Genomic DNA, 22,263 nt, shown 5'->3' with positions numbered 1-22,263 from the left:
GACACCGACTGGCGCCCTCCCCCCCCCGCGGGGAGGGCGTTTCGCCGTTGGGATGCGAAGCCGGCCCCGCTGGGCGGGCTCCTGGGCGCGCACCGCGATCCGAGCGGTTCGGCCGCGCGCGAAACCGTTCGGCGCGGTCGCCCGCGCCGTCGGGATGGTCCGGCGGGACGCCGTCGGCTCAGTTGTGCGACTGGATGAAGTTGCGCACCAGCGGGTAGGTCTGGCTCTCCCACTTGCGGCCCGAGAAGACGCCGTAATGGCCGACGCCGGCCTGGAGGTGATGGCTCTTCATGTGGTACGGCAGGCTGGAGCAGAGGTCGTGCGCCGCCATGGTCTGGCCCACGGCGCAGATGTCGTCGCGCTCCCCCTCGACCGTCATGAGCGCGGTCTTGCGAATGGCGCCCATGTCGATCGGATTGCCACGATAGGTCAGTTCGTTCTTGGCCAGGGTGTAATCCTGGAACACGGTCTTGACCGTCTCGATGTAGAACTCCGCTGCGAGGTCGAGGACGGCGAAATACTCGTCGTAGAAGCCCTCGATCTGGCGCGCCTTCTCGGTCTCCCCGTTGGCGAGATGCCAGAACAGGTCGGCATGGCCCTGGACGTGGCGCTTGGCGTTCATCGAGACGAAGGCCGAGACCTGCATGAAGCCCGGATAGACCCGCCGCCCGGCGCCCTTGTGCCGCTCGGGCACGGTGGCGATCAGGTTCTTCTCGAACCACGCGATCGGCTTCGAGGTGGCGAGGTGGTTCACCGAGGTCGGCGAGATCCGGCAATCCACCGGGCCGGCCATCAGCGTCATGCTGCGGGGATGCGCCACGTCCTTCGAATGCGCCATCACGGCCGCGGCGGCCAAAGCCTGCACGGCCGGCTGGCACACGGCGACGAGATGGGCCCCCTCCCCGATCACCCCGAGGAACTGCACGAGGTGGTCGACATAGTCGTCGAAGCCGAAGGGGCCGGCCTCGAGGGGCACGTCGCGGGCATTGTGCCAGTCGGTGATGTAGACGTCGTGATCGGGCAGCAGGGTGCGCACCGTGCCGCGCAGCAGCGTGGCGAAATGGCCCGACAGGGGCGCCACCACGAGGACGCGGGGCTGATCGGTGTCGATGTCCTTCTTGAACCGCAGCAGGGTCCCGAACGGCGTCGCGAACGCCGTCTCCTCGGTCACCGGCACCTCGCGGTTGCCCACCGTCACGCTGTCGATGCCGTAGGCGGGCCGCGAGAAGGTCAAGCCGGCCCGCATCATCATCCGGGCACCGGCCGACCACCAGCTCAGCGGCTCCTTGAAGCCGGCCGCGGTCCAGGGCGAGACGGCGTCGTGGACGAGCCGTCCCCAGGCGCGCGTCTGCTCCGCCAGATCCGACTGGGCATCGAAGGCACGATAGAGCATGCAGCCCGAACTCCTACGCGAACGGTCAAATCGCAGATCGTCCGCGGCAAGCGGGCGCGACGGCAGAGCCGCCGACGATGGGGCGCTAGGCTGCGGCAGGCTGGGCCCGGACGCAACGGCCTTAACGTGTGATATCCTGCGGTTGTTGTGCGTATGCATCACCGGAGACATGTCGCACGTCGCATCGGAATAACAGGTGAACAACGGATCGCCGGTGGTCGTGACTGTGAAAGGTCAACCGTCACGCTGGGAAAAAGCTCCCGTGTCCGCCGAGCATGCGGCGGGTGAACCGGAAACATCCTGCGTGTCGGGGCCTCGGGCGGCACAAGTCTTGGATCACGTGTCGGCGAGGGACCAACAGGGGGGACGGATCGATGCCCGCGGCAACGCTGACGATTTCAAGCCGGAACTACTCGTCGTGGTCGCTGCGGGGTTGGCTGGTCTGCCGCATGGCCGGCCTCGACTTCGAGACGGAGCTTCTGTCGGGGAACGACGCCTCCACCCGGGCGGAGCTGCTGCACCTGTCGCCGTCGTTCCTCGTGCCCCGCCTGGTCCACGGCGAGATCATCGTCTGGGACACTCTCGCCATCGCCCAGTATCTCAACGAGATCCGTCCCGAGGCGGGGTTCCTGCCGCCCGATGCGGTGGCGCGCGCCCATTGCCGCTCGATCTCGGGCGAGATGCATGGCGGCTTCATCAACCTGCGCTCCGCGCTGCCGATGAACCTCAAGGCGCGCCACGCCAACTTCAGGGTCTTCAACGGCGCGCGCGGCGATATCGAGCGCATCATCACGATCGTCGACGAATGCCTGGGGCGCTACGACGGCCCGTTCCTGTTCGGCGAGACGCCGAGCCTCGCCGATGCCATGTACGCCCCCGTCTGCACGCGGTTCCGCACCTACGACGTGAGCCTGCCGCGCCGGACCGAGGCCTATCGCGACACCATCCTGGCCTGGCCGCTGATGACGGAATGGGCGGCGGACGCGGCGCGGGAGCCCGACGAGATCGAGGAACTGGACATGGAGTTCTAAGTCTCGAGCTCCGAGGCCCCGAGGTCCGAAACTCCGCGTTCCGAAGCGCCGCGACGTCGGGGCCACAAGGGTCCGGGGCGCCGCGTCGGCGCCCCGCCGTGCCTACGTGCGCGGTGGCACGTCGTCCCGGTCGGACGCGTCCCATATCACGCTCACCGCAGTCGAGACGCAGGGACATACGGTCCTCGCCTCCCACAAGAGTGATATTCTTTCGATGAAACATCGTCTTTTCGCCCTCGCCGCCGCGACTGTTCTTGCCGTTGCGGCCCCGGCGACCGGCAGCTTCGCGCTCGATCGCGTCGCGCCGACCTACGGCGATGTGCCGGCGTCGCGCTACGACGACATCACGACGGGGTCGATCCGCTCCTACGACGTCCCGGTGACCGGCCGTTGTGCGGACAATTCGGCGAGCCAGGGCAACGCCAACCAGCAGAACTTCCCGGTCCAGCAATACGGCCAGACCTCGGGCGGCCCGCGCTGCTGACGCCCTGACGGGGTGACGCAAGCCGGCGCGGAGCGCCCGGCCTCGCGGTAAGGCCCGCCCCGGGAGGGGCGGGCCTTCTTTGCTTCTGCGCCCCTCCGGCGCGATCAGGCGGCGGCGGCGCGGTGATCCGCATCGACCATGACGCCCGCTGGGGTCGCCTGGGCGGTGGCGGCGCGCGGCAGTTCGATCCGCGCCGTGAGGCCCCGCGGGGTCCGGTTGCGCAGAGTGAAGCGACCCTCGTGCGAATCCGCGATGGCGAGCACGATGGACAGGCCGAGGCCGAAGCCGCTGGCGGTGTCGAGGTTGCGCGCCCGGTCGCCACGCACGAAGGGCTGGAGCATCGCGTCCCGCTCCGCCTCCGGGATGCCGGGGCCGTCGTCGCTGACCTCCACGGCGACGCCGCGCTCGGTCTGGGTCACCGTCAGCCGCGCCGCGCCGCCATACTTCACCGCGTTGTCCACGAGGTTCATGATCGCGCGCTGAAGCTCCTCCGGTCGGCCCTGGACCAGCACGTGGCGGGTCTCGGCCACCCGGACGTCGGCGCCGATATCGGCGAACTCGTCGGCGACGGTCTGGACGATGGAGGCGAGGTCGATCAGCATCTTCGCGCCCCCCTCCGGGCCGTGGCCGTCCCGCACGAAGGACAGGGCCGCCTCCACGAGGCCGTTCATCTGGTCGAGGTCCCGCAGGGTCATGGTCCGCGCGTGATCGTCCTCGATGAACTCGGCGCGCAGGCGCAGGCGGGTGATCGGGGTGCGCAGGTCGTGGCTGATGGCCGCGAGCATCTGGGTGCGGTCGTCGATCAGGCGCCGCACGCGGGCCCGCATCCGGTCGAGGGCGCGGGACAGGGCGACGACCTCGCGCGGGCCGTTCTCGGGCAGATCCACCAGGTTCATGCGGGTGCCGAACACGTCCGCGGCCTCGGCGAGGCGCGCCAGGGGCGCCGTCAGCGCCCGCGTGGCCCAGAGGCAGATCAGCGAGACGGCCACGCCCAGGAACACGAAGGTGAAGATGATCGCGCCCTGCCGCATGGGCGGGCGGTCGTCGTCCGGCACCAGGGCGGAGAGCCGGGCGCCGCCCGGCGTCGCGAGGCCCACGCGCACGCCCGTGGGCGCCTCCGCCGGTCGCTTGGCCGCCGACAGGTCGGTGATGGCGAGGGGGCGTCCGAAGCCGTCGCGCAGGCGCTGGACCACGAAATGATCGCCGATCCGATCGCCGCCGGCCGGCTCCGTGGCGGCCCCGGAATCGGTCGCGTCCCAGGGCTCGATCCGCAGGGTCGGCAGCATCCGGGCGGCGTTGGCCAGGAGCGCCGGGCGATCGGCCGGGCTCGCACCGTCGAGGAGGCGGGCGACGGTGGCGAGGCGGTTCGCGGCGACGCCGGGATGGTCGTCGGGCCGCCAGGGCTCGCGCAGGGTGAAGAACGCCAGCGTCGCCATGGCGTGGGCCAGGACCACGGCGGCGACGATGAGCAGGGCGATCTGCCCGGCGACGCTCGACGGCACGAGGGTGCGCAGGCGGCTCCAGGGGGGCCTCATGTACGGGTGACCTCGGGCGTGAAGAGATAACCACCGGAGCGGATGGTGCGGATGATCTCCGGGTTGCGCGGATCCGGCTCGATCTTCTGGCGGATGCGGCTGATCAGGACGTCGATGCTGCGCTCGAACGGGCCGGCGGCGCGCCCCTGCGTCAGGTCGAGGAGCTGGTCGCGGGAAAGCACCCGGCCGGGACGCAGGCAGAGGGCGTGCAGCAGGTCGAACTCCGCCCCCGTGATGGCGATGCGCGCGTCCTCCGGGCTGAGGAGCTGGCGCAGGGAGACGTCGAGGGTCCAGCCCAGGAAGTGGAGGCGGCGTACGCCCTCCTCCGCCTCGGCCTCCGTGCCCGAGCCCCGCCGCAGGATGGCGCGGATGCGTGCCAGGAGCTCGCGCGGGTTGAAGGGCTTGCCAAGATAGTCGTCGGCGCCGATCTCGAGGCCGATGATGCGGTCGATCTCCTCGGCCTTGGCGGTGAGCATCAGGATGGGGATGCGCGAGGTGGCGCGCAGGCGTCGGCACAGGCTCAGGCCGTCCTCGCCCGGGAGCATCAGGTCGAGCACGACGAGGTCGACCCGGGCATCGGCCAGGACCTTGTCCATGGCTGCCCCGTCCCCGGCGAGGCTGACCCGGCACTCGTTGGCGCGCAGGTAGCGGGCGACGAGGGCGCTGATCTCGCGGTCGTCCTCCACGAGAAGGATGTGCGGATGGGTCGTGGTCGTCTGCGTCATGGTCCCGAGCATCGCGGCTCCCTCCGCATCCGGGGCCGGTGCCCGGCTCTCCTGCGGATCTGTCAACGCGCGACTATGCGCCGGCACGCCCGGAGTTCGAAGGGCCGGCGGGGCAGGATTTTGTAAACGCCTGTTTCGCCCGGCCCCATCGGACAACGGCGGAAACATTCCCGTCGGGGCTCCCGAAGCACCGGCGCGGATTGCCGGGACGCGCGGGGATTCTTATGTCGTGCCGCACAGGCGCCGGTCTCGTGGCCGTCACGGACGGATGGCGGCCTCATTGCTCCGGGAGACGACGATGCAAGGCTCGAATCGGCTGTTCGACGATTTCGCCCGCCTGATGACCGATGCCGCCGGCGCCGCGCAGGGCGTGCGCCGCGAGGCGGAGACGGTGTTCAAGGCCCAGGTCGAGCGCCTGATCCGCGACATGGACATCGCCTCCCGCGAGGAGCTCGACGTGCTGCGCGACCTCGTCTCGGCGCTGCGCAGCCAGAACGACGCCCTGGCCGCCCGGATCACCGCGCTCGAGGCGAAACTCGGCCCCGAGCCCGTGGCCGGAGCCAGCGAGGCGATCTGATTCCAGGTTGATTCGCGGGGGCTCCGGCCCCGCCACGCTTGTGCACAGGAAGGAACGGTGGACGGTCGCTTTCCTGTTCACCGGCTTCCCGGGCCGCTTTGAAACGCGAGTCCGGCACGGTCTATAGTGGGTCATGACCTGATTCGCTCCTGCCCCGAAACGCCCTGAACCGAACAGAATCGTTCCCTGCCACACCCGTCCGGGTGGGCGTGGAGCAAGTCCGGAACAGAGGGCCGACGGTCACCGGAGCGCGTTTCACAACGACTTCGCCGATCTTCGACGAGATCGACACACTGGACCGCCATGACCCAACTCCACATCGAAGATCACGATCGGCACGAGCATCCCCTCGACATCGTCGAGCGCCTCGCGTCGCTGCGCGACTGGATCTTCGACCGGGCCGAGACCGACGAGATGTCCGTCTCCGTCGCCGGGCGCTGGGCCGACTACCACGTGGCCTTCACCTGGATCGAGGACGTGGAGGCGCTCCATGTTGCCTCCGCCTTCGACCTCAAGGTGCCGGAGCGCCGGCGCACCGAGATCCTGACGCTGGTCTCCCTGGTCAACGAGCAGCTGTGGGTCGGGCATTTCGACCTGTGGTCCACCGACAACGTCGTGATGTTCCGCCACTCGCTGCTGCTGACCGGCGGCGCGGCCCCGACCCAGGGCCAGTGCACCATGATGCTGAAGTCGGCGGTCGATGCCTGCGAGCGCTATTACCAGGCCTTCCAGTTCGTGCTCTGGGCCGGCAAGTCCGCCCGCGAGGCCCTCGACGCGGTGCTGTTCGAGACCGAAGGCGAGGCGTGAGCGCGCCCGTCGACGCCGCCCTCCCCGCCTCCCTCACCCTGGTGGGGGCCGGCAAGATGGGGGGCGCCATGCTCTCCGGCTGGCTGGCGGGGGGGCTCGACCCCGCCCGGACCACGATCCTGGATCCGCAGGCCTCCCCCGAACTGCAGGCGCTCTGCGCCGCGCGCGGGCTCGCCCTGAACCCCGCCGCGCCCCCGGTCGCGGAGGCCCTCGTGCTCGCCATGAAGCCCCAGGGGCTGGAGGCCGCGGCGCCCGCGCTGGCGCCGCTGATCGGTCCCGGAACCCTGGTGGTGTCGGTGCTGGCGGGCAAGACCATCGCCAACCTGCGCGACCGCCTGCCCGGCGCCCGCGCCATCGTGCGGGCGATGCCGAACCTGCCCGCCAGCATCGGACGGGGGGCCACCGGCGCGGTGGCCAGCCCGGAGGTCGATGACGGGCAGCGGGCGCAGGCGCACGCGCTCCTCGCCAGCGTCGGCCTGGTGGAGTGGCTCGACGACGAGGGGCTGATCGACGCCCTGACGGCCGTGTCGGGCTCCGGGCCCGCCTACGTCTTCCTCCTGGCCGAGGCGATGGCCGAGGCGGGCATCGCCGCCGGCCTGCCCGCGGACATGGCCACGCGCCTCGCCCGCGAAACCGTCTCGGGGGCCGCCGCGCTCCTCGCGGCCGATCCCCGGGATGCCGCGCGTCTGCGCCAGGATGTGACCTCGCCGGGCGGCACCACCGCCGAAGCCCTCGCGGTGCTGATGCGCAGCGGCGGCCTGCCGGACCTGATGCGCGAGGCCGTGGACGCGGCGCGGCGCCGCGCCGGGGCCCTCGCGGGCTGAGCCGGACCTGACGATCCGGCCGCGGGACCCTACATGAAGGCCTGATTGGACGAGGATCGCACGACCATGGCCAAACGCCCCGGCTCTCCCAAGCCCGAGACCCAGACGACCGAGACGGACTCAGCCGACACCCTGCCGGTGGCGACCGCAGCGCCCGAGAAGGCGCTGCCCCCGCGCGAGGCGGCCGTCGAGGCGCTGATGCGCCTCGCCGCCGAGCAGCCGTGGAACGACATCGAGATCGGCGACATCGCCCGGGAGGCCGGCCTGACGCTGGCGGAGTTCCGCGACCTGTTCCCCTCGAAGGGCGCCGTACTCGGCGGCCTGTCGCGCCTCATCGACCGCGCGGTGCTGGAGGGCGACACCGCCGATCTCGCCGACGAACCGACCCGCGAGCGCCTGTTCGACGTGCTGATGCGCCGCCTCGACGCGATGACGCCCTACAAGGACGCCCTGCGCCGGATCTCCTACGCCCTGCGCGGCGATCCGCTCTCGATGCTGGCGTTGAACGGCGTCGCGCTGAACTCGCACCGCTTCATGCTGGCCGCCGCCGGCATCAACACCGAGGGTCCGCTCGGCCGCCTCAAGCTCCAGGGCGTGGTCATTGCCTTCGCCCGCACGGTGGAGGTCTGGCTGGACGACGACGATCCGGCCCTGGCGCGCACCATGGCGCGCCTCGACAAGGAGATCCGCAACGGCGAGCGCTTCATGGAGCGCGCCGACGATGCCCGCCGCCTCACGGCCCCCTTTCGGGCGCTCGGCCGCTCGCTGCTCGACCGCGGCGGCCGCGCGCGCCGGGAACGGCACGCGGCGGACGACCGCAACGAGGATGCGGGCAATCCCCTCGGCGGCGACCCGGCCGCGGCGATCTGAGGCCCTAGGCCCCGGCCGGGCAATCGGTCTCGCCAAGATGGACGGCGAGCCAGACCGTCGGCCGGTCGGGATCTGTGAAGGTGACGCGGTGCACGCACCCGGCCGGGATGAACAGGGTATCGCCCGGCCCGAGCGCGACCTCTGAGTCCGCCAGCGCGACGCGGGCTGCACCCGCGAGGAGCAGCACCCACTCGTCGTGGGCTTGGCGATAGGGCTCGTCCGGCGGCGTGACCTGGCCCTGCGAGACGATGCGCTCGATCCGGCAGCCCGGCCGCGCGAGAAGTTCGGTGAAGACCTCGCTCGCCGCGGCGTCGGGCAGGTTCGCGAGCAGGTTGCCCGCGTGGGCGAGGCGGGTCATGCGGCGGATCCTGATCGTTTGGGCGACTGAAGAAGGGTTCCGACATGAGCGGCCGGAACCGGATTTGCCCGACTGGCCCGTGAGGGTCCGCCATGGACGGGTGTCGGCCCCTCTCGTCGTTTTGCGGACCTGATCCTAACATCGCCTCGGCCTCAGGATAGGCCAACAGTCCGCGTGAAGGGCTCAGCCCATTCGTCGTCGTCTGATCATTCCCCGACTTCCTGCCCGAGAACGCGGACAAAGGGCGCTGAGGAAGGAAGGATTCGATGACGGCTACGCTTCCGTCGAGCGGCGCTTGCCCCCGCGCACTCCCCGACCGCCCCAACCTCGAACACCTGCGAAATGAAGCCAAGTCTCGGTTGAAGCAGATGCGTGCCGCCGATCCGACAGCGCAGCTCGCGATGGTGCAACGCGATCTCGCCCGTGACTACGGTTTCCCCAGTTGGCGCCGGCTCCGGGCGGAGGTCCGGCGGTTGACCGAGGGGCGGACGGAGACCGACAAAGACCGCATGGAGCGGCTCAGGATCGGGCAGGCGCGTCCACGAACGGAAGTCCGGATCGATCCAAAGGTCGAGGACGGATACGTCGGCTTCTACGAACTGACTCCCAAGACCATCATCGTTGTACAGCGGGACGCGAACGATCTCATCGTTCGCGTCACAGGACAGTCGTTTTACTCGATCATCCCGGAAAGCAGTCGAAAATTTTCTATCGAAATCGCAATATCCAGGCACAGATCAGCTTCATGGTCGGTCCGGATGGCACCGCGACTGCCGCCATCCTTCATCAGAACGGGCTTGAACAGACCTCTCCGCGGATCAGGGAAGACCGGGCGAACGCCACCGAGGCACGGCGGGAGGCGCGGCAGGCTGCGAATACGCCGGCCCCTGGAAGTGAAGCGGCTCTGCGTCGGATCATCGAGGCGACTCAGCGGGGCAGCCCGGAACTCGCGCGCATGAGCAAGCCGCTCGCACGGGCGTTCAAGGAGCAGTTGCCGGACAACATGAGGACGGTGAGGTCCTGGGGCGACCTCGTGTCGATCGCCTTCAAGGGCATCTCTCGCGTCGACGACAGCGATGTCTTCACCGTCAAGTTCTCTGCCGCGCACAGCGAATGGCGGCTCTCCATGAACGACCCGGAGACGATCGAGAGCGCCAGTTTCCGATTGGCTCCCTAAGACAGGTGCACGGTGCGGGGCGTGCGTCGACCGGCGACGGCGGGGCCCCCTGCCGTCGTAATGGACCACGCAGCCGGCCGGCACGCCTGCCGGCCATCATCCGTCAGGCCCGGCCGAGGAGCCGATGGACCTGCCAGGTCAGCATCATGCTGGCCACCATCAGGGTGGCGTACAGGAGGTGGAGGAGAAGCGGCGCGTCGTGCATCGGCTCGAACCCGTGGGCTTCGGTGCGAGGGAGCACGTCTCCTCGCAACAACCGCGCCACGCGCCCGGGACCAAGCGCCGGGCCAAGCGCCCGGGGCGAAGTGTCGGACCAAGTGCCGCCGGCCCCTGCCCCGCTCAGGCCGCCGCGGCGGGGTTCGCGTCGAAAGCCTTGGCGGAGGCGAGGCGCGTCAGCACGGCGAGCAGGTCGGTCTGGGTGATGATCCCGTGGATCCGGCGGTCCTCGCCCGTCACCACCACCGCATGCGCGTGCCCGTTGGTCAGGGGCTCCACCAGGCTCAGCACGGGCTCGGCCGCCCGGGCCGTGTGCGCCTCGGACATCACCTGCGCGAGGCTGCCCTCCCCGCGCAGGGCCAGTTCGCGCAGGCCCAGGGTTCCGGCGAGGCGGCCCGCCTCGTCCACCACCGGCAGGGTCCGGATGTTGTGCCGGAGCAGGAGGTCGCGTGCCCGGGCGAGCGACTCGTGCAGGCCGATCGTCACCACGTCGCGGGACATCACCGCGCCGCAGTCCAGGGCCCCGTGCGCCCGCACCAGGGCCTGGCTCTCGACCTCCCGCAGCAGCCGGTCGAGGTCGCTGCGGTCGATGTCGAGGGTCTCGTTGAGGTTGAGGAGCGCGGCGTCGACGTCGCGGGCGTTGAAGCCGACCCGGATGGGGGCCGGCAGGTCGGTCGTGCCGTGCAGGTTGGCCGGGGGGGCCGACGGGACGTGCGGATAGGTGCGCCCGGAAATCCGGTGGAAGGCGATGCCGAGGCTGACCAGGATGATGGAGTTCAGGCAGACCGGCACGAAGGGGAACAGGAAGCCCGAGGAGGCGATGGCCGGGCCGCCGATGAGCGCGGTGAGCGCCGCGGCCCCGCCCGGCGGATGCAGGCTGCGCGTGAACGACATCGCCGCGATGGCCAGCGAGACGCCGACCCCGATGGCCAGCACCGGATTGGGGATGAAGTGGGCGGCGGTCACGCCGATCAGGGCCGAGATCGTGTTGCCGCCGATGATCGGCCAGGGCTGGGCCAAGGGGCTCGCCGGCACGGCGAAGAGCAGCACCGCCGTGGCCCCCATGGGCGCCACGATAAGGGGAATGTATGGGCCTTGCCCGACCATCCAGCCGGTCACGAGTCCCGTCAGGGCGATGCCGATGAGGGCGCCAAGGCAGCCGATCAGGCGCTCGCGCAGGGTGGCGCCGGCCAGGATCGGCCGGAACAGACGGGCGCCGAGCAGCGCGCCGGCCGGGCGGTCGGGACCGGTAGGGTCTGACATCCTCTCCCCCTCGCTCGCGATGCGCGCGCTGCACGAGCGAACGCTGAAAATGCAGGCCGACGTCTCTGGTATACCAGTGCGACCTTACAGGGCGAGGTCAGAATTGCAAACGGTTCGGGCAGATTGCCCACCTCGACGGCAGAGCCCCGCGCAGGGCGGCGAGCGGTTTTCCGGAGACCGGCCCGGTTCGGCGCAAGCCGGCACTCCGATGGCGGGTTCAGGCCGGCGGATCGGACCGGCCGGGCTCGACGATGACGTTGGGCGGCGTCGGCCCGGCCCCGCCCAGGATCTTGCGCAGGCCGCGGGCGCGGATGCGGCCGGCGCGACGGCGGGTTTCCGGCACGGTCCCGTGTTCCCGCGCCACATCGGCCACGTCCGCGTGGGCGATCAGGCCGTGCTCGGCGGCATGCTCGGCCATGGCGAGGCTGTCGGCGGCCAGAACCAGGCTGCTGCCGGCCGCCTCCACTGCCTCGGCGAGCTTGGCGATCTCTTCCAGCCGGCCCGCATCCCGCGAGACGTTGCGGATATAGACCGCGGCCACTCGGCCGGGATAGGCCGCGACGATGCCCGCGTAGACCTCGGGATCGTGCTGGCCGCTGTCGCCGATGAGCACGAAGGGCAGGTCGTGGTAGAGCGTCAGCATGTGGTCGATGAGGTGGCGCTTGTGATCCTCGGCCCGGCGCGGCAGCGGGCTCGTCCAGGACAGACCCCATTCGCGCAAGAAGAGCACCGGCCCGACCGGGATCCGATGCATGACGAAGAATTCGCTGAGCATGTCGTAGATGCCCCACGGCGCCCGGGAGACGTAGAGCATGGGATTGCCCTCCGCCCCGCACGGCCCGGCATAGAGCGCCCGGTACAGGGCGGCGGCCCCCGGGAAGGCGACCCGGTTCTCGGCATCCTCCACGAACAGCCGCCAGAGCATCTTGACCTTGTTGGCCACGCCCGTGTGCATGATCGTGTCGTCGATGTCGCTGATCACCACCCGCCGGCAATCGACCGAGGGGATGAACACCTGCGCCTTCGCCCGCACGGGCTCGGGGCCGGCCAGATCGAGCTCCAGGCTGTGCCAGGAGGCCTGCGGCGGCGCGGGCAGGTTCGGGCGCAGGTGGACGCGGAAGTAGCCGTCCCGGTCGGTGACGACCTGCTCCTCGCAGCCGAAAAAGCGCGCGGTGAGCGCGGCACCCGCCACCGTGCGGCGGGTGATGCGGCGGCGGATGTCGCGCAGCTCGGCGGCCCAGCCCTCGTCCGGCGCGTCGGCCGCCCGGCTCGACTGCCGAAAGACCCGGCCGATGAGGAAGACCTCGTCGCGGGAGCCGTAGCCCCGATAAGTTTCCACCACCGTCCCGGCGCGGCCTTGAGACCGTCGAACCGGCTTGGCCAGCAGGCGCAACGCCTGCAGGGTGCCTTTCGCGAACCGGGCGACCCCCTGTCGGCCGGTCATGGTTGCGTCGTCATCGTCGTGGGCCCCGTCTCGACATCGTCGGTTCAATGCCCGGCGCCGGCAAAGGTTCGCCGCGGGGCATCGCCGCCGTCGCCGGGAGGGCTGTGGAGCATGCGTGCCATGCCGTCGCGCGAACGGAACTCGGCCATGTCCCTCCGGTTCACCCCATGCACCCTGCGTTCCGGGTGATGTCAGCGTCGAGTCTCCATGCATCTCCCCACCGACGACAGCGGCCATCCCCTGGCCGTGGAGTTCCAGGATTTCATCCGAAGCCAGCCCTTCCCCTGCGTCGGCGCGAAATCGGCCCTGTCGAAGGGCCAGATGAAGATCGTCGTGGCGCGCAGCATCGCCTCGAGCTGGGACGATCCCCGGCTCTATCCCGCCCTTCTCGCCTTCATCTGCCGCTACCGGGCCAAGCCCGACCTGTTCCAGAGCTTCGCCGTGATCTTCGAAGGTCCGACGGACCTCGGCGAGGAGGCCTTCGAGCGCCACCTCTGGGACCGCGTGCAGTCCCTGTCGGACAAGGACGCGTTCCTCGGCCAGCGCTACGACACCCGCGTCGAGGCCGACCCGAACGACCCGCACTTCTCGCTCTCCTTCGCCGGCGAGGCGTTCTTCGTGGTCGGCATGCATCCCGGTGCCAGCCGGCCGGCCCGGCGCTTCCCGCACCCGGTCCTGGTGTTCAACCTGCGCGCCCAGTTCGAGCAGCTGCGCGCCGAGGGGCGCTACGAGAAGCTGCGCAGCGCGATCCTCTCGCGCGACGAGGCGCTGGCCGGCTCGATCAACCCGATGCTCGCCCGGCATGGCGACGCCTCGGAGGCGCGCCAGTACAGCGGCCGCGCCGTCGACGCCGACTGGGTCTGCCCGTTCCGCGGCCGCGACGCGGAGGCCCGCGATGCCGCCTGAGCCCCGCCCGCACCCATCGACCATGCACGAGATCGCGCCGCGCTCCGGCGTCGCCTTCACCCTCGACAAGGGCGAGCGCCTCACCGTGATCGACCCGCAGGGCGAGCAGGTGGCCGACCTCCTCGCCTTCGTCCGCGGCGACCTCGACGAGGTGATCTCCTCGGGCCGGACCCTTGATTATGCCAGCCGGATCTACCTCACCACCGGCGACCCGATCTATTCCAACCGCTCGAATGTGCTCCTGCGCATCGTCGCGGACACGGTGGGCCGCCACGACTTCCTGCTGACCCCGTGCTCGGCCGACACCTTCCGGATCATCTACGGCGACACCCACCCGCACCGGGGCTGCTTCGGCAATCTCGCGGCGGCGCTGGCGCCCTACGGCGTCGTGCCGGACCGGATCCCGGTGGCCTTCAACGTGTTCATGAACGTCACCGTCGATGGCGGCACGGGCGACTTGAAGGTCGAGCCGCCCCTGAGCCGGGCGGGCGACCACGTCACCTTCGAGGCGGAATGCGACCTCGTGATCGGGCTCACCGCCTGTTCGGCCCTGCAATCGAACAACAACAGCTTCAAGCCGATCCGCTACCGCATCGACCCGGCCCGCCTCTGAAGCGGGTGCCCGACGGGGCCGCGCCCGTGCTATGGGCGGCGCCCGGCGCCCCCTCTCCCGGGGGGCCCCGTTGTGAACAGGTCGAAGCGAGTCCCATGCGAACCATCGTCTATGCCGACGGCGGATGCGATCCCAATCCCGGCCCCGGTGGCTGGGGCGTCGTCATCGAGGCCGAGAACGGCCGCATCGAGCTCTGCGGCGGCGACCGGGCCACCACCAACAACCGCATGGAGCTGACCGCGGCGATCAACGCCCTGCGTCACTTCCCCGAGGGCGCGCAGATCGAGATGCGCTGCGACAGCCAGTACGTCATCAAGTCGGTGACCGAGTGGATGCGCGGCTGGAAGGCCAAGGGCTGGCGCACCGCTACCGGCCCGGTGAAGAACGTCGAGCTGATGCAGGAGCTCGATGCCCTGGCGGCCCGGCGCGACGTGCGCTGGACCTGGGTCCGGGGCCATGCGGGCGAGGCCGGCAACGAACGCGCAGACCGGCTCGCGGCGCAGGGCCGGCGCGAGGCCCTCGGCCTGCCGCTGCGCCCGGAGAGCGGACCGGCACCGCTCACCGGAACGGCCGCCCTGCGCGCGGCGGTTGCCCCGGCTGTCTCGCAGGCGGTCTCGCAGGCGGCCTTGGCCACAGCGCCCGCCGCGTCCGAGCCCGCCCCGGCGCGCACGAGCGCGATCCCCCTCGATCTCGGCCTCGGCCTGGAGGTCTCGCGCGCCGCGAAAGCCTCCGGCCTGACGCCGCAGGCCTACGTGGAACGGGCGGTGCGGCTCGCCCTCGACCTCGGCCCCGAGGGGCTGGAGCGGGCCCGCGCCGACCTGCGCGGCGCCAAGGCTGCCAACGCGGGCAAGGGCGTCTCCACCCCTTGAGTCCAGCGGGCGATCCCCTCGGCGCACGCCTCCCGGCCGGCTTCTTCGCCCGCCCGGCGGCGGACGTGGCCGCGTCCCTCATCGGCTGCGACCTGCGGGTGGACGGGATCGGCGGGATGGTCGTCGAGACGGAGGCCTATGACCGGAGCGACCCGGCCTCGCACAGCGTCAACGGCCCGACCCGGCGCAATGCCAGCATGTTCGGGCCGCCGGGGCACGCCTACGTCTACCGCTCCTACGGCCTGCACTGGTGCCTGAACCTCGTCTGCGAGCCGGGCAGCGCGGTCCTGATCCGGGCGCTGGAGCCCCGCCACGGGCTCGACGCGATGGCGGCGCGGCGGGGGCTGTCCGATCCGCGCCTGTTCTGCGCCGGGCCCGGCCGCCTCTGCCAGGCGCTGGCCGTCAGCCTCGCGATGGACGGCCTGGCCCTCGACGCGCCCCCCTTCGCGCTGGCCGCCCCCGAGACGGCGCCGGCCTGGATCGCCGATCGCCGGATCGGTATCTCCCGCGCGGTGGAGACGCCCTGGCGCTTCCTGCTCGCCGGCTCGCGGGCCGTGAGCCGGCCGCCCTCGCGCCACGCGACGCCGGGCGGCCCCCTCACGCCGCCCGGACCGTCTCCAGGAAGCGCGTGACCTGCACGGTCAGGTGCTCCGACTGGGCGGTCAGGTCGGAGGCCGAGACGAGCACCTGACGGGCGGCGGCGCCGGTCTCCTCGGCCGCGTGGGCGACGCCCGAGATGTTCTCGGTGACCTCGCTGGTGCCGCTGGCGGCCTGGCCGACGTTGCGCACGATCTCCTGGGTCGCCGACCCCTGCTCCTCCACCGCCGCCGCGATCGAGGTCGTCACCTGGCTGATCTCGCCGATCCGGCCGCTGATGGTGCGGATGGCCCCGACCGCCTGCTCCGTCGAGGCTTGGATGCGGCCGATCTGCTCCTCGATCTCGTGGGTCGCCCGCGTGGTCTGGTTGGCGAGTTCCTTGACCTCGGCGGCGACCACCGCGAAGCCGCGGCCCGCCTCGCCAGCCCGCGCCGCCTCGATCGTCGCGTTCAGCGCCAGCAGGTTGGTCTGGCCCGCGATGGTGGTGATCAGCGCGACGACGTCGCCGATCCGCGCGGCGGCGCTGCTGAGGTCCTGGACGAGCCCGGCGGTCTGGGCCGCCTCCTCCACCGCCCGCAGGGCGAGGTTGGCCGAGCCGTCGACCTGGCGGCCGATCTCCTGCACCGACGAACCGAGCTCCTCGGCTGCGGCCGCCACGGTGTTGACGTTGGAGGCCGCCTCCTCGGCGGCGGCCGCCACCGTCACCGATTGATCGGTGGTCCGGGCCGCGTTGGTGCTCATCGCCGCGGCGGTCTCCTGCAGCGCGCCGGCCGAGGCCGACACCGTGGCGATGATCGAGCCGACCGCCACCTCGAAGCCGTCGGCGAGCTCATGCATGGTGCGCTGGCGCTCGGCCGCCGCCGCCGCATCGGCGATCTGCCGGCGCTCGGCCTCCTCCGAGGCCTTGCGGGCGACCAGGGCGCGGATCTCCTCCACCGCGCGGCCCACGGCGCCGACCTCGTCACGCCGGTCGCGCCCGAGGATCACCGCGTCGCTGTCCCCCCGCGCCATCCGGCGCAGGGCCTCGACCAGCTGGCCGATCGGACGGGTGATACCGAACACGGCGACGAGCCCAGCCGCGAAGAGGCCCGCGAGCAGGCCGAGGCCGCCGAGGAGCAGGGTGTTGGTCCGGGTCCGGTCCGTCATCGCCGCGAGATCGCGGGCGCCCGAGTCGACGAAGGTCCGGATGTCCCGGCCGAGGGCGCTTCCCTCCGACACCATCGCGTCGAAGGTCGGGTCGACGGTCTGGTGCAGCAGGACGAGGGCCTCCGTCTTCAGGCCGCTGCTCGCCAGGGTGCGCGCCTCGGAGCTGTCGGCCATGAAGCGGTTGACCTTCTGCTTCAGACCGTCGATGCGCGGCGCGAAGCTGGGAGCGGCATCCCGCAGTTCCGCCAGCACCTTGTTCAGGCGCTCGCTCGCCTCGTCGAATCCCTTGTCGGTCTTCTGCATCTCGTCGGGGCTGCCCTCGGCGATGTTGCGGAAGTTGAAGTAGCTCATCGTGAAGACCAGCCGGTTGACCGTCCGCAGGTCGGCGATCGCCTTCGTGTCATGGGAGACGAAGCGGCTGTAGGCCTCGTCGATCTGCGTCATCTGGGTGGTGGCGTACCAGAGGCAGCCACTGACGATGACCCCGATCAGACTGACCACCGCGATCAGTTTGGTGATGATGCTGAAGCGCGCGAGCAAAGCCACGAGAGATCTCCGGACCGGTATCGGTGCCAGAGCTAGCAGCGGGAAACTTAAGGCACCGCTAAAGCATCGTGACTGCTCATCGTTTGCGCTGGATTACGAAGTTATTGAATTATATTTACTTTCCGGATCGTATCTGAACGTCTCCGATTACGGACTTGATCCGGGCCTTATCCGAACCGGACCGGTGGCAATACCTCGACGAACGCGGGCCGCCGGGGGCGGAGGCCGGATCGGAGCGCGGACACAGGCGCGAAAAAAAAACCCGCCTCGGCGTGAGCCGGGCGGGGATGAGGTCTTCGAGCTTGGGTCGTCGGTGCAACGGTCGGCCGGCGCTATGGTTCCGGTCCGCGCCGTCTGAACCCGGGGGCGAAGGTCCGCGTTTCCCGCCCAAGGCCCGCCCGTCAGGCGAGCCGGACGCGTTGCGCGCCATCCGCCAGGGAATGACCATGCCCGTCACCGACGACCGAAAGTCCCAGTACCGCGCCGAGCGCGATCGTCTGATGGCGGAACTCGCCGCACGCGGGCAGGAGGCCCATACGGAGGAGCGCCAGTTCGAGGACGGGTACGCCCTGCGCAACATGGACGAGAGCACCCGGGAAGGCCTCCGCCTGCGCATCGGTGAATTGACGGCGCTCATCGAGAAGATCGAGACCGGCACCGCCTGACGGAGAGTGGATCGGCCGCCGCGACCGAAAAAGAAGCCCGCAGGGGCGATGCCCTGCGGGCCGAGACGGTCCGAAACCTTGGAGACGCCCAGGCTAGACCGCAGCCCCGGTGCCTGACATCCCCCAAATGGAGGGTGCCGAGCGGGTCATCCGATCTTCGCAGAGAACGGCTAAGGGATCGTCCCGACGGGCCGCGCTCCGGACGGTCGAACGCAGGGACGCGAGATCCCGCGCGGATCGCCCCTGCGCTGTTTGCGCAACAGTGGCCCCGATCCCGTCCCGGCTTGGATTAAACCATATTGTCATAGTTATAGCACCGTCTATACCCTGTCCTCGGACAAACGGCGCGGGGGCGGTATGACGAGAGCGGATCGCTATGGACGCGGCGGCCCTGACCGCGCGGGAACCGCCGGCCTCGCCCTGCTCACCCTGACGGCCGCTTCCGGCGTCCACGCCGCCGATCTCGGCGCGCCACGCCCCCTGGCCACGGCACCGGCCTTCGTCGATTGGTCGGGGCCCTATCTTGGGATCGAGGGCAGCGCCGGCAATTCCTACGGTGCCTACACCTTTCGCGACACCACGGTCGGCGGTCGCCCGGCCCGTCCGTTCAAGACGGGCGACGCCACCGGTCGGTCCGACCTCGGCCGCGACGCCACCACCGCCGTCGGCGGCCTGTTCGGCGGCTACAACTGGCAGACCGGCCCCTGGCTGTACGGGATCGAAGCCGATGTCGCGGGCGCGAACCTGAAGCGGCCGGTGCTCCTGCCCACCCCCGGCTTCGTCGGCGACGGCGATCCGGGCCTCGGCCTGATCCGCGCCAAGACCGACGTCTACGGCACCCTGCGCGGGCGCTTCGGCTACGCCTTCGAGCGGTCGCTGGTCTATGCGAGCTTCGGGCTCGCCGGCGCCAATGCCCGCATCCTGGCGAGCTATCCCGACCCCGGCACCGGCCGCGTCACCACCGCGCGGCGCGACCTCTCCTCGCTCGGCTTCACCCTGGGAGCCGGCGTGCAGTTCGCCGTGACCGAGAGCCTCGCCCTCGGGATCGACTACCGCTATCTCGACCTCGGCGGCAGCGGCCGCTTCGATCTCGGCGCCGTCCCGGGCCTCGGCCCGGTGGCGACGCGGCAGGATTCCTTCACCTCGCACCAGATGATGGCGCGCCTGTCCTGGCATCCGAACGGCTTCGTGCTGCCGCCGGAGGTCGAGGACGCCGCGCCGCACGATCCCGGCGACGGCTCCGGCGATCGGTTCTCGCTCCACGGCCAGACCACCTTCATCGCCCAGGGCGTGCCAGGCTTCCGCGCGCCCTATACCGGTCCGGCGAGCCTGATCGGCCATCAGGTCCAGTCGACTACCACCGCCACCGCCTTCCTGGGGCTCAAGCTCTTCGAAGGCACGGAACTCTACTACAATCCGGAATTCTCCCAGGGCTTCGGCCTGAGCCGGACCCTGGGCGTCGCCGGCTTCGTCAACGGCGAGGCGCAGAAGGCGGGCGCGCCGTTCCCGAAGCTGCGCTCCAACCGCTACTTCGTGCGCCAGACCTTCGGCCTCGGCGGCGAAACCGAGGACGTGCCGGACGGCCCGAACCAGGTCGCCACCCGGCGCGACATCGAGCGGATCACCGTGGTGGCGGGCAAGTTCGCCCTCGGCGACTACTTCGACGGCAACGTCTACGCCCACGACCCGCGGGTGGACTTCATGAACTGGGGCATCTGGGCCTCCGGCGCCTACGACTTCCCCGCCAACCTACCCGGCTTCACCCAGGGCGTGATGGTCGAGTACAATCGCGCGGCGTTCGCGATCCGGGCCGCCTACACCCAGGTGCCCAAGGAGCCCTCCAGCGACGTCCTCGACCCGCGCGTCTTCCGCCGGGCCGGCACCACCATCGAGTTCGAGGAGCGCCACGTGCTGCCGGTCCTCGATCAGCCCGGCAAGCTGCGCCTCGGCTTCTTCACCAATGTGGGCAACTCGGCCGACTTCCGGGAGGTGGTGTCGCTGACCCAGGCCGGGCTCTTCGGCGACATCAACGATGCGGCCGCCGCCACGCGGGCCGCGCGGCGCAAGACCGGCTTCTACCTGAATCTCGAGCAGGCGGTGACGGCGGACCTCGGCGTCTTCGCCCGGTTCAGCGCCAATGACGGCCGCACCGAGAGCCTGTCCTTCACCGACATCGACCGGTCGGTGTCCGGCGGCGTGTCCCTCAAGGGCACCGCCTGGGGCCGGCCCGGCGACACGGTGGGCCTCGGCACCTCGATGAACGCGATCTCGCCGAGCCATCGCGCCTTCTTCGCCAATGGGGGCGTCGGCCTCCTCATCGGCGACGGCCGGCTCAACTATGCCCCCGAGCGCGCAGTGGAGGCCTACTACGCCTTCGCCCTGAACAGGACCCTGACCCTGTCGGTCAATTACCAGCACGTGGAGAACCCGGCCTACAACCGGGACCGCGGGCCGGCGGACTTCTTCGGCACCCGCATCCACGCGGATTTCTGACCCCCGGGGCGTCGGTCCGGCGTCAGGAGCGCGGCCGCTCCGGCTGGTCGCAGCGATAGGCCCGTCCGTTGACCGACGCGACCGGCACGAACCGGCCGCCCGCCGCCCGGCATTCGGCGACATGCGCGTCCATGGCCCACTTGTCGGCGAGGGCGAGGCTGAGCGGGACGACCGTGACCACCAGCAGCAGCGCGACCACGGCACAGACCGCCCAGCCAACCCCGCGGGGCGGCGGCTCCGGCGGATGGTAGCGCTCCGGCGGCAGCGGGGCGAGGAACGCGAGCGTGGTGAGCCCGAGGAGAGTGGCGGCGCCCATGGTCATCCCGCATCGGTCAGGCGCCCCAGACTAAGCCGATGCGGGCGCCCGGGGGAGGCGACCATACGAAGCAGCGCCCCCGGCCGAGCCCGGGGCTTCCGCCGGCCCAGACCTCCCGTCGGCCCGAGCCTCAGGCCCAGCGCGCCAGGGCCGCCTCCGCTTCCGCGGCGTTGTCGCGGATGCGGTAGACGGTCTGCCGGCTGAGGCCGGTCGCGACGGCGATCGCCGAGATCCCCCGCCCCTCGACGAGGGCGGAGCGCACCGCCTCGTACTGCGCCCGGCTGAAGCTCGGCTTGCGTCCGCGATAGACGTCGCTGCGCGCCCGCGCCTGGGCGATGCCGGCCTTCTGCGCCTCTCGCATGGCCTCCGCCTGGGCCTGGGCCGTCGCCGCCATGAAACCGATGAGGGCATCGCGCACGGCCTGCTGCATCGGATCCGCCGTGGCGCCGTCGAAGGTCAGCCGGTGGATGACCGTGCGCACCACGACGCCCCGGCGCATCATCTCCCGCAGGGTGTCGCAGACGTCGGCGTAGTTGCGGCCGAGGCGGTCGACCCAGCGCACCACCAGGACGTCGCCCCGCCGCAGCAGGTCGAACAGCCGGCGCCCCTGCGGCCGCTCGCGCAGGCAGGTGCTCAGGCCCGACACGCCGTCATCGGCCACGACCTCGTCGACGACGAAGCCCGCGGCGGCAGCCTGCGCCTCCTGATGGGCGATGGTCTGGTCTCCGGTCGAGACCCGGGCATACAGAATGGTCTTCATCGATCACGGCCGCACTCGGACATTCGGGCCCGCAGGACGACGCCCGTGCGGTGCCGTGTCAATCCATTCGACGGCGCAGGGACGAAGGTGCGGCGGCGTGATGCGGGGGTGGTTCGGCACCCTGGGGCTGCGTCCGTCGCCCCGCCCCGGCGCTACGGAGTACGGCTCTCGGCCGCCGTCACCGCGGATCCCGTTCAGCACGCGGTCGAGGTCCCGCTGGCGTTCAATGCGGATGTCCGGATCGGCCGTTGAAGCGTCCCCGCGGCACCGTCTGGCCGGTGGGCAGGGTGCCTCGCGACCGACGCCGAATGCGCGCGTCGCTTCGGCGAAAGTCGGCGTCCAGGGCATCCTTGGCTCGAGACTTACGGCACCTTTGTCCAAGATGTATTCATGATGCATCGAGACGGGGCGACCCCTCATCTCAGGTCCCACCGTTTAATCCTGTCTTCTACGTGCCTGGCCGCACGTCATGGCTGAGATCGAGGCCCCATATTGGGTTCAGACAGATGAAGCGAACCAAGAAAAACGGTTCGCACTGTATAGGAGCCCGATAGCCACAATGAAGACCCGTATCGCCGCCCTCGCCGCCGCCCTCGTCCTCGGCGTTGCTCCGATCTCGTCCGCCATGGCTTTCGAAAGGCCGTCCCG

The 22,263-nt window shown here is 70.7% G+C and carries 23 protein-coding genes; 13 read left to right on the top strand and 10 right to left on the bottom strand.

The window, feature by feature from the left end:
- Window positions 1–178: 178 nt before the first annotated feature.
- Entirely contained in the window at window positions 179–1,393 is a 1,215-nt protein-coding gene (locus ASG63_RS06165; protein WP_056213157.1) for a polyhydroxyalkanoate depolymerase, read from the bottom strand.
- Between the two features lie 374 nt (window positions 1,394–1,767).
- On the opposite strand from ASG63_RS06165, the gene ASG63_RS06160 reads away from it, so the two are divergent.
- Both ASG63_RS06160 and ASG63_RS06155 read left to right on the top strand, forming a co-directional pair.
- A complete protein-coding gene (locus ASG63_RS06160; RefSeq protein WP_056213154.1) occupies window positions 1,768–2,424 on the top strand; it encodes a glutathione S-transferase family protein in 657 nt (218 codons plus the stop codon).
- A 214-nt stretch (window positions 2,425–2,638) separates the two neighbouring features.
- A complete protein-coding gene (locus ASG63_RS06155; protein WP_056213152.1) occupies window positions 2,639–2,908 on the top strand; it encodes a hypothetical protein in 270 nt (89 codons plus the stop codon).
- A gap of 104 nt (window positions 2,909–3,012) precedes the next feature.
- Here the strand turns inward: ASG63_RS06155 and ASG63_RS06150 are convergent, their stop codons facing one another.
- Complete coding sequence (locus tag ASG63_RS06150) at window positions 3,013–4,443, bottom strand: ATP-binding protein (protein WP_056213150.1); 1,431 nt, start codon at window positions 4,441–4,443, stop codon at window positions 3,013–3,015.
- A complete protein-coding gene (locus tag ASG63_RS06145; protein WP_056213417.1) occupies window positions 4,440–5,168 on the bottom strand; it encodes a response regulator in 729 nt (242 codons plus the stop codon). The genes ASG63_RS06150 and ASG63_RS06145 overlap by 4 nt, the downstream gene beginning before the upstream one ends.
- Window positions 5,169–5,466: 298 nt before the next feature.
- Here ASG63_RS06145 and ASG63_RS06140 point away from each other — a divergent pair, with 298 nt between their 5' ends.
- The 4 genes from ASG63_RS06140 to ASG63_RS06125 all read left to right on the top strand — a co-directional run bounded on the left by ASG63_RS06140 (window position 5,467) and on the right by ASG63_RS06125 (window position 8,246).
- Complete coding sequence (locus ASG63_RS06140) at window positions 5,467–5,745, top strand: accessory factor UbiK family protein (RefSeq protein WP_056213148.1); 279 nt, start codon at window positions 5,467–5,469, stop codon at window positions 5,743–5,745.
- A 303-nt stretch (window positions 5,746–6,048) separates the two neighbouring features.
- Window positions 6,049–6,552 (top strand): YbjN domain-containing protein, encoded by a 504-nt coding sequence (locus tag ASG63_RS06135; RefSeq protein WP_055957499.1) that lies wholly within the window; start codon window positions 6,049–6,051, stop codon window positions 6,550–6,552.
- The gene (gene proC / locus ASG63_RS06130; protein ID WP_056213146.1) at window positions 6,549–7,376 is read left to right on the top strand and encodes a pyrroline-5-carboxylate reductase; all 828 of its coding nucleotides are present in this window, start codon (window positions 6,549–6,551) and stop codon (window positions 7,374–7,376) included. The genes ASG63_RS06135 and proC overlap by 4 nt, the downstream gene beginning before the upstream one ends.
- 66 nt (window positions 7,377–7,442) lie before the next feature.
- Window positions 7,443–8,246: a hypothetical protein gene (locus tag ASG63_RS06125; protein WP_056213414.1), complete on the top strand. Its 804-nt coding sequence runs from the start codon at window positions 7,443–7,445 to the stop codon at window positions 8,244–8,246.
- A gap of 4 nt (window positions 8,247–8,250) precedes the next feature.
- Here ASG63_RS06125 and ASG63_RS06120 read toward each other — a convergent pair whose 3' ends face one another.
- On the bottom strand, window positions 8,251–8,604 hold the full coding sequence (locus ASG63_RS06120) for a cupin domain-containing protein (protein WP_056213144.1): 354 nt from the start codon (window positions 8,602–8,604) through the stop codon (window positions 8,251–8,253).
- Between the two features lie 745 nt (window positions 8,605–9,349).
- Between ASG63_RS06120 and ASG63_RS06115 the strand changes: the two genes are divergently transcribed.
- Window positions 9,350–9,781, top strand: a complete 432-nt coding sequence (locus ASG63_RS06115) for a hypothetical protein (protein ID WP_056213142.1) — start codon at window positions 9,350–9,352, stop codon at window positions 9,779–9,781.
- Between the two features lie 103 nt (window positions 9,782–9,884).
- On the opposite strand, the gene ASG63_RS25030 is transcribed toward ASG63_RS06115, so the two are convergent.
- The 3 genes from ASG63_RS25030 to ASG63_RS06105 form a co-directional block, all read right to left on the bottom strand.
- On the bottom strand, window positions 9,885–10,022 hold the full coding sequence (locus ASG63_RS25030) for a hypothetical protein (RefSeq protein WP_156389601.1): 138 nt from the start codon (window positions 10,020–10,022) through the stop codon (window positions 9,885–9,887).
- A 98-nt stretch (window positions 10,023–10,120) separates the two neighbouring features.
- Complete coding sequence (locus ASG63_RS06110; RefSeq protein ID WP_056213140.1) at window positions 10,121–11,260, bottom strand: HPP family protein; 1,140 nt, start codon at window positions 11,258–11,260, stop codon at window positions 10,121–10,123.
- Window positions 11,261–11,477: 217 nt separating this feature from the next.
- Window positions 11,478–12,704: an App1 family protein gene (locus ASG63_RS06105; RefSeq protein WP_056213138.1), complete on the bottom strand. Its 1,227-nt coding sequence runs from the start codon at window positions 12,702–12,704 to the stop codon at window positions 11,478–11,480.
- A 207-nt stretch (window positions 12,705–12,911) separates the two neighbouring features.
- Between ASG63_RS06105 and gntA the strand changes: the two genes are divergently transcribed.
- The 4 genes from gntA (at window position 12,912) to ASG63_RS06085 (ending at window position 15,724) form a co-directional block, all read left to right on the top strand.
- Window positions 12,912–13,610, top strand: a complete 699-nt coding sequence (gene gntA / locus ASG63_RS06100; protein WP_056213136.1) for a guanitoxin biosynthesis heme-dependent pre-guanitoxin N-hydroxylase GntA — start codon at window positions 12,912–12,914, stop codon at window positions 13,608–13,610.
- Complete coding sequence (locus ASG63_RS06095; RefSeq protein WP_244476400.1) at window positions 13,600–14,223, top strand: DUF1989 domain-containing protein; 624 nt, start codon at window positions 13,600–13,602, stop codon at window positions 14,221–14,223. The genes gntA and ASG63_RS06095 overlap by 11 nt, the downstream gene beginning before the upstream one ends.
- 95 nt (window positions 14,224–14,318) lie before the next feature.
- Complete coding sequence (gene rnhA / locus ASG63_RS06090; RefSeq protein WP_056213133.1) at window positions 14,319–15,092, top strand: ribonuclease HI; 774 nt, start codon at window positions 14,319–14,321, stop codon at window positions 15,090–15,092.
- The gene (locus tag ASG63_RS06085) at window positions 15,089–15,724 is read left to right on the top strand and encodes a DNA-3-methyladenine glycosylase (RefSeq protein WP_056213130.1); all 636 of its coding nucleotides are present in this window, start codon (window positions 15,089–15,091) and stop codon (window positions 15,722–15,724) included. Before rnhA ends, ASG63_RS06085 begins: the two co-directional genes overlap by 4 nt.
- Here the strand turns inward: ASG63_RS06085 and ASG63_RS06080 are convergent.
- On the bottom strand, window positions 15,690–17,381 hold the full coding sequence (locus tag ASG63_RS06080) for a HAMP domain-containing methyl-accepting chemotaxis protein (protein ID WP_056213128.1): 1,692 nt from the start codon (window positions 17,379–17,381) through the stop codon (window positions 15,690–15,692). The genes ASG63_RS06085 and ASG63_RS06080 overlap by 35 nt on opposite strands.
- Window positions 17,382–17,827: 446 nt before the next feature.
- Here ASG63_RS06080 and ASG63_RS06075 point away from each other — a divergent pair, with 446 nt between their 5' ends.
- Window positions 17,828–18,046, top strand: coding sequence for a hypothetical protein (locus ASG63_RS06075; RefSeq protein ID WP_156394088.1), 219 nt, complete (start codon window positions 17,828–17,830; stop codon window positions 18,044–18,046).
- 357 nt (window positions 18,047–18,403) lie between these two features.
- Window positions 18,404–20,539, top strand: coding sequence for a carbohydrate porin (locus ASG63_RS06070; protein WP_056213124.1), 2,136 nt, complete (start codon window positions 18,404–18,406; stop codon window positions 20,537–20,539).
- A gap of 22 nt (window positions 20,540–20,561) precedes the next feature.
- Here ASG63_RS06070 and ASG63_RS06065 read toward each other — a convergent pair whose 3' ends face one another.
- Window positions 20,562–20,855: a hypothetical protein gene (locus ASG63_RS06065; protein ID WP_156389599.1), complete on the bottom strand. Its 294-nt coding sequence runs from the start codon at window positions 20,853–20,855 to the stop codon at window positions 20,562–20,564.
- A gap of 130 nt (window positions 20,856–20,985) precedes the next feature.
- Window positions 20,986–21,615, bottom strand: a complete 630-nt coding sequence (locus ASG63_RS06060) for a recombinase family protein (protein ID WP_056213119.1) — start codon at window positions 21,613–21,615, stop codon at window positions 20,986–20,988.
- Between the last annotated feature and the right edge of the window lie 648 nt (window positions 21,616–22,263).

Origin of the sequence: Methylobacterium sp. Leaf94, assembly GCF_001426045.1 — a bacterium.
Classification (GTDB): Bacteria; Pseudomonadota; Alphaproteobacteria; order Rhizobiales; family Beijerinckiaceae; genus Methylobacterium.
The sequence above is the reverse complement of the archived record's forward strand: the minus strand, read 5'-3'. Positions and strand labels throughout refer to the sequence as shown.

Bases quoted from the DNA above. Each gene is read 5' to 3' on its own strand.
- ASG63_RS06165 (WP_056213157.1), bottom strand. From the start codon at position 1,393: ATGCTCTATCGTGCCTTCGATGCCCAGTCGGATCTGGCGGAGCAGACG.
- ASG63_RS06160 (WP_056213154.1), top strand. From the start codon at position 1,768: ATGCCCGCGGCAACGCTGACGATTTCAAGCCGGAACTACTCGTCGTGG.
- ASG63_RS06155 (WP_056213152.1), top strand. From the start codon at position 2,639: ATGAAACATCGTCTTTTCGCCCTCGCCGCCGCGACTGTTCTTGCCGTT.
- ASG63_RS06150 (WP_056213150.1), bottom strand. From the start codon at position 4,443: ATGAGGCCCCCCTGGAGCCGCCTGCGCACCCTCGTGCCGTCGAGCGTC.
- ASG63_RS06145 (WP_056213417.1), bottom strand. From the start codon at position 5,168: ATGACGCAGACGACCACGACCCATCCGCACATCCTTCTCGTGGAGGAC.
- ASG63_RS06140 (WP_056213148.1), top strand. From the start codon at position 5,467: ATGCAAGGCTCGAATCGGCTGTTCGACGATTTCGCCCGCCTGATGACC.
- ASG63_RS06135 (WP_055957499.1), top strand. From the start codon at position 6,049: ATGACCCAACTCCACATCGAAGATCACGATCGGCACGAGCATCCCCTC.
- ASG63_RS06125 (WP_056213414.1), top strand. From the start codon at position 7,443: ATGGCCAAACGCCCCGGCTCTCCCAAGCCCGAGACCCAGACGACCGAG.
- ASG63_RS06120 (WP_056213144.1), bottom strand. From the start codon at position 8,604: ATGACCCGCCTCGCCCACGCGGGCAACCTGCTCGCGAACCTGCCCGAC.
- ASG63_RS06115 (WP_056213142.1), top strand. From the start codon at position 9,350: ATGGTCGGTCCGGATGGCACCGCGACTGCCGCCATCCTTCATCAGAAC.
- ASG63_RS06110 (WP_056213140.1), bottom strand. From the start codon at position 11,260: ATGTCAGACCCTACCGGTCCCGACCGCCCGGCCGGCGCGCTGCTCGGC.
- ASG63_RS06105 (WP_056213138.1), bottom strand. From the start codon at position 12,704: ATGACCGGCCGACAGGGGGTCGCCCGGTTCGCGAAAGGCACCCTGCAG.
- gntA (WP_056213136.1), top strand. From the start codon at position 12,912: ATGCATCTCCCCACCGACGACAGCGGCCATCCCCTGGCCGTGGAGTTC.
- ASG63_RS06095 (WP_244476400.1), top strand. From the start codon at position 13,600: ATGCCGCCTGAGCCCCGCCCGCACCCATCGACCATGCACGAGATCGCG.
- rnhA (WP_056213133.1), top strand. From the start codon at position 14,319: ATGCGAACCATCGTCTATGCCGACGGCGGATGCGATCCCAATCCCGGC.
- ASG63_RS06075 (WP_156394088.1), top strand. From the start codon at position 17,828: ATGCCCGTCACCGACGACCGAAAGTCCCAGTACCGCGCCGAGCGCGAT.
- ASG63_RS06070 (WP_056213124.1), top strand. From the start codon at position 18,404: ATGACGAGAGCGGATCGCTATGGACGCGGCGGCCCTGACCGCGCGGGA.
- ASG63_RS06065 (WP_156389599.1), bottom strand. From the start codon at position 20,855: ATGGGCGCCGCCACTCTCCTCGGGCTCACCACGCTCGCGTTCCTCGCC.
- ASG63_RS06060 (WP_056213119.1), bottom strand. From the start codon at position 21,615: ATGAAGACCATTCTGTATGCCCGGGTCTCGACCGGAGACCAGACCATC.